The organism is Microbacterium petrolearium (assembly GCF_054782875.1).
The window spans coordinates 1-605 of record NZ_BAAGRQ010000072.1; the positions used below are offsets into that span (position 1 = coordinate 1).

The window sequence follows — 605 nt, forward strand, 5'->3', positions numbered from 1 at the left end:
GTCGTCGATCTATCACGTGGCCATGTACACGGGCGGCGGGATGATGATCGAGGCGACGTTGCCCGGCCACCCCCTGTCGGAGAACCCGGTGCGGTACTCCGGCGCGATGCCCTACGCGGGCCGGCCCTGACCCTTCGACGTGTCAGGCGCCCGGGCCACGGGGTGACCTGGGCGCCTGAGACGTGCTGGGTGCTGCGGGTCAGTGCTTGGCGTAGTACCCGGTGTCCTCGGCGCGCTTGATCGAGCGAACGATCTCGGCCTCGGCGTCGGAGCGGCCCACCCAGTGGGCGCCCTCGACGGACTTGCCCGGCTCGAGGTCCTTGTAGACCTCGAAGAAGTGCTGGATCTCCAGGCGGTGGAAGTCCGAGACGTCGTCGATGTCCTGGCGCCACGCGGCGCGCTGGTCGCCCGTCGGCACGCAGAGCACCTTGTCGTCGCCGCCGGCCTCGTCGCTCATGCGGAACATGCCGAGTGCCCGGCACTTGATCAGGCAGCCGGGGAACGTGGGTTCCTCCAGCAGGACGAGTGCGTCGAGCGGGTCGCCGTCCTCGCCGAGGGTGTTCTCGAAGAAGCCGTAGTCGGTGGGGTAGCGCGTCGAGGTGAAG

1 protein-coding gene is annotated in these 605 nt (G+C 69.1%); it reads right to left on the bottom strand.

What is annotated here, in order from left to right:
- Window positions 1-199 precede the first annotated feature (199 nt).
- The coding region (locus ACYVJ0_RS13665) for an inorganic diphosphatase (protein WP_460818405.1) at window positions 200-605 on the bottom strand (406 nt) is incomplete at its 5' end.